This is a genomic window from Mycobacterium sp. UM_Kg1, assembly GCF_000972925.1.
Lineage (GTDB): Bacteria > Actinomycetota > Actinomycetes > Mycobacteriales > Mycobacteriaceae > Mycobacterium > Mycobacterium hiberniae.
Map to the genome: position 1 here is coordinate 1 of NZ_JRMK01000229.1, position 4,045 is coordinate 4,045.

Sequence of the window (4,045 nt, forward strand, 5' to 3'; positions counted from 1 at the left end):
TGTATAAGAGACAGGGCCTCGCCGTCGTCGCACCCGGCCCGCACCTTGTCGCTGAATCTGCGCATGGCCGCCAACATCTCGTCGCGTCGGTCCTGGCTGGGCTCCGTCGCCAGCAGTGCGGTCAGCTCGTTGAGCTCGTCGGCCCCGGACGGGAACACCGCGACGAGGTCGGCCACCTGTTGTTGGCTCAGCGTCGGGTCGGCATCGAATGTCGTGGCGGTGTCGTCCAATCCGGCGCCCCCGGTTGCCGCGTCGGCGGGCGTGGGGTCGTAGTCCGGAATGGGTTCGTCGCGCCACATCGCCGAAGGCCAGCGGATGCCCAGGAAGCCGATGGTGCGGCCAGCACCGAGTTGCTCGTCGAGCAGGGCGGACCATCGCTGGTACAGCGAGTCGGCTGTCGCCTCGTCGTTGTTCCAGCCGTGGCTGAAGATCACCAGATCGGCGACGTTCCCGGCCTCGAGTTGCGCCAGGAATTGCCTCTCACCGTCCTGGTCGACGTCTCCGCGGTCATCGAAGTACAACGCCCAGGGGGCGGTGGCGGTGATGGTCATGGCGGTTCCCCTTCCCCGGTGTCACCGTGTCTGCAGTGCGCGCATGAGGTCGACCAAGCCGGCGCCTTGGAAACTCGGATCACGATTGAGCGACGTCGCGGACGAGGTGAAGATTCGCTTGACCTCGTCGGGCTTGCCCACGAATTCCCGCTGTACGGAAAGAAAGGCCGCGATGGCACCGGACACGTGCGGGGCGGCCATGCTGGTACCGCTGTCCTGGATGTACACCGCAGCGCCGTCGAGCCCCTCGAAGTTGGCCTGCTGGATTCTGGTGAGGTTCTTGCCGGCAGCAGCCGAGGTGATCAGCTCGCCCGGTGCCACCAGGTCGGGTTTGGGCCGGCCGTCCCCGGTCGGCCCGCGCGAGGAGAAGTAGGAAATCCCGTTGGTGTGGGGCGAGTCCCGGTGCGTCGAACCCACCGTGATGGCCAGCTCGGCGTTACCCGGATCGTTGATGGTGACGGCGGCGCTGAACTGGTTGACGTCGGACTTCTGGACGTTGAGTTTGACGTAGCCGGAGTTTCCGGCCGCGACCACCACGACGACGCCGGTGCGGACCAGCCGGTTCACTTCCAGGCACAGCGGGCTCTGTCCGCAGGCGAACCACTCCGCCAGGAAGTCGTAGCCCAGGCTGAGATTGACGCCGTGGATTCTGCTCAGCTTGCCGGTGTCGCCGTTCGTCTCGCGGATGTAGGCCAGCGCCTCGATAACCCGGCCAGTCCGGGTCGTCAGGTCGCCCAGGCCGCCGAGTACCTTCAGACTGACCAATTTCGCGAGCGGTGCAACGCCGTTGAGCAGTTCGAGCTGCACCGGCCGCGGCGACAGGATCGGGTCGTTACCGGCCACGGCCCCGTTGTTGCGCCGCCTCTCCACGGCGATCGCGTGCGGCTCGCCCTTGTCGGGCTTCCACCGGGTCAGGCCGCCGGCGATGATGCCGGCCACGTGCGTTCCGTGTCCGTCCTCATCGACCAGAGCGGCGCCGGGATCTTTGCTGCCGGAGACGAAGTCATGATGCAGGTCGTTCACCGCGGGATCATCGAGCGTGCGGTCGGCCTTGAAGTGCGGGTGGGTGCCGTCGATCCCGGAGTCGATCACCGCCCAGACGATGCCGTCGCCGAAGGCGGCGAACGAACGTTGCGCGGGTACCGCCTTGACCGTCGAGGTGGAGACGTCGATCTGGCGGTGCACCTCGAAGTCGGGCCAGATGCGATAGATGGCCCGGTAGGGCCAGTCGCCGGCAGCGGAGTCCGCGGTCGCGATGTTCTGCATCTGCGCCGGCGTCAACTCGCCGGACAGGTATTGATCGGCGATCACGCGCGGTTTGCCCTGCGCACCAACCAATGTCCACAGGTACTCGACCCGGGCGATCGCCGCGCCCAAGCCGCCGGGGATGGGTGGTTTCGCACCAATCCCGTAGCGCAGATTCAGCTCGATCATGACCGGTTCGGCTTCGTCCGCGGGCTGCTCCTCGTCGACGTCTTCCGGCCGGGCTCCCGGGCCCTGCGGCCGAAGCTTTCCTCGCAGTGGCGCGGTCACGACCCCGGGCTGCAACAGGTCGGGTGGAGCAGGCGCCGTGTCGACAGTCGGTGCCGGCGCCGCGGCCACCAGAGCACCGAGCCGGCACGCGGTGTCGTAGTGCGCACGGCCGGCAGCGGTGGTGCGTAGCGCGCCCTTGAGCCGGCGCAGGTATCTCTGCTTCGTCAACGCTTTCACGGCGTCGTCGACCCGCCGCTCCCACGACGGCCGGCCGCCGTCGAAGAGCCGGTCCGCGGGCAGGAATGCTGCAGCGAATTTGGCGCCCACCGCCTCCTTGACCCGCGTCACCGTGGCGGGGAACTCGGCCGCTTCCTCCAACTCACGTACTGCGCACATCACCCTTGCCGCCCAAGCGATTTCGGGCGGCGGCCGCTCCGCTTCGCTGAATTCCGGACGATCGGTCATCGCCGGATCCACGGCGGGGCGACGGCTGCGCCGCTGTCGGCCCGGCCGAATCCGTGCCGCGCGGCGTCACCCCGACGGTTCATCCGTGACGAGCCGCAGACTGCCATGTCCCCACCCCTGATGCTGAGCGCTACGCAGGCGATACAGCTACCGTGTCTGCAACTTACCCCGCCGTTATGCCAGCGCACCAGACATTCGTGGACTCACTGCGTCACCGCCCGGCGTGGTCATCGCCCCGGGGCGTCCTCGATGAGCCTGCGGAAACGTGCTGCCGCAACGGTCGCCGCACCCGCGGTGGTGACCCGCTGCACCAGGGCACTGTCGGAGGTCACCACGGTGATGTCCTGCGGCCGGTCGTCAGAGCGGACCAGCCGCACGATCTCGTCATCGGCGGAGTCGGCGCCGGAGCGCGGAGCCGCCGCGATGGTGATGACATCCGATGCTATCGGCGGGACAGGCGGCTTTTCGAAGACCACGGTGACCTGTCGGCCTTGTTCAGCCGCCCAGTGCTCCAGTTGGCGGGTCAGGCGAACCATCGCGCCGTGGCGGTCTTTCCACCAGCCGTCCGGTCGCACACCGATGACGTTCATCGCGTCGACGATCCACCGCATCATTGCGACGGTACGGTGCAGCCAAGGCACCGCGGTACGCCGATGAGGAGGAGTCGGACCGATGACCCTGGTCACCTATGAATGCCACGAGCATGTCGCGACCATCACCCTGAACCGGCCGGAGGCCCGCAACGCCATCAACGGAGCGATGCGCACCGACCTCAATGCCGCCTGGGACCGCTTCCGCGCCGACGAGGACGCCTGGGTCGGGATTCTCACCGCCGCCGGCGACGTGTTCTGCGCCGGGGCCGATCTCAAAGACTCGGCGGGCGCGGTCGGCACCTTCCCCGGAACCTTCTGGGAGAAGCCCACCATCAACTCGTTCGAGTCCGGTATGGAACTGTTCAAGCCGACCATCGCCGCGGTCCACGGTCCCTGCATCGGCTACGGACTGACCGGGGTGTTGTTCTGCGACTTCGTCATCGCCAGCACCGATGCGGTGTTCCGCTACCCGGAGGTCGGTATCGGCGTGCCCACCATCGTCGGGGCGATCCGGCTGCCCCAGCGGGTGGGCTGGGCCAACGCCATGGAACTGCTGCTGACCGCAGAACCGATGAGCGCTCAGCGGGCCCACGAGGTCGGCCTGGTGTGGAAACTGGTCGACCCGCAGGCCCTCCAGGACACCGCCCTGGCTTGGGCACGGACCCTGACCAAGGCCGCTCCCCTGGCCCAGCGCGCCACCAAGGAGGTGGCGTGGCGCAGCCCCGACATGAGCTGGATCGATGCCGTGCGTTTCGGCGAGACGATGCGTAAGGTCGCCGCGGCCACCGAGGACGTCGCCGAGGGACTAGAGGCCTGGCGAGGACAGCGACCACCGCAGTGGCGGGGCCGCTGACCTCCGCGAACCTATGCGGGGCTTATGCGGCGGTCCCAGCTTCGGCTCTCCTTCGTCGAGCCTCGCTGAACCGCCGGGGCTCTCATGCGGCGGTCCCAGCTTCGGCTCTC

Annotated in this window: 3 protein-coding genes and 1 pseudogene; 1 reads left to right on the forward strand and 3 read right to left on the reverse strand. The window is 68.0% G+C overall.

What is annotated here, in order from left to right:
• The 3 genes and pseudogenes from LI92_RS20150 to LI92_RS20160 form a co-directional block, all read right to left on the reverse strand.
• Window positions 1-551 (reverse strand): annotated as a pseudogene (locus tag LI92_RS20150) (serine-threonine protein kinase); the annotation flags it as partial.
• A gap of 21 nt (window positions 552-572) precedes the next feature.
• On the reverse strand, window positions 573-2,489 hold the full coding sequence (locus LI92_RS20155; protein WP_082109824.1) for a S8 family peptidase: 1,917 nt from the start codon (window positions 2,487-2,489) through the stop codon (window positions 573-575).
• A 227-nt stretch (window positions 2,490-2,716) separates the two neighbouring features.
• Window positions 2,717-3,100, reverse strand: coding sequence for an NYN domain-containing protein (locus tag LI92_RS20160; RefSeq protein WP_046322044.1), 384 nt, complete (start codon window positions 3,098-3,100; stop codon window positions 2,717-2,719).
• A 61-nt stretch (window positions 3,101-3,161) separates the two neighbouring features.
• Here LI92_RS20160 and LI92_RS20165 point away from each other — a divergent pair, with 61 nt between their 5' ends.
• Window positions 3,162-3,935 (forward strand): enoyl-CoA hydratase/isomerase family protein, encoded by a 774-nt coding sequence (locus LI92_RS20165; RefSeq protein WP_046322042.1) that lies wholly within the window; start codon window positions 3,162-3,164, stop codon window positions 3,933-3,935.
• Window positions 3,936-4,045 lie beyond the last annotated feature (110 nt).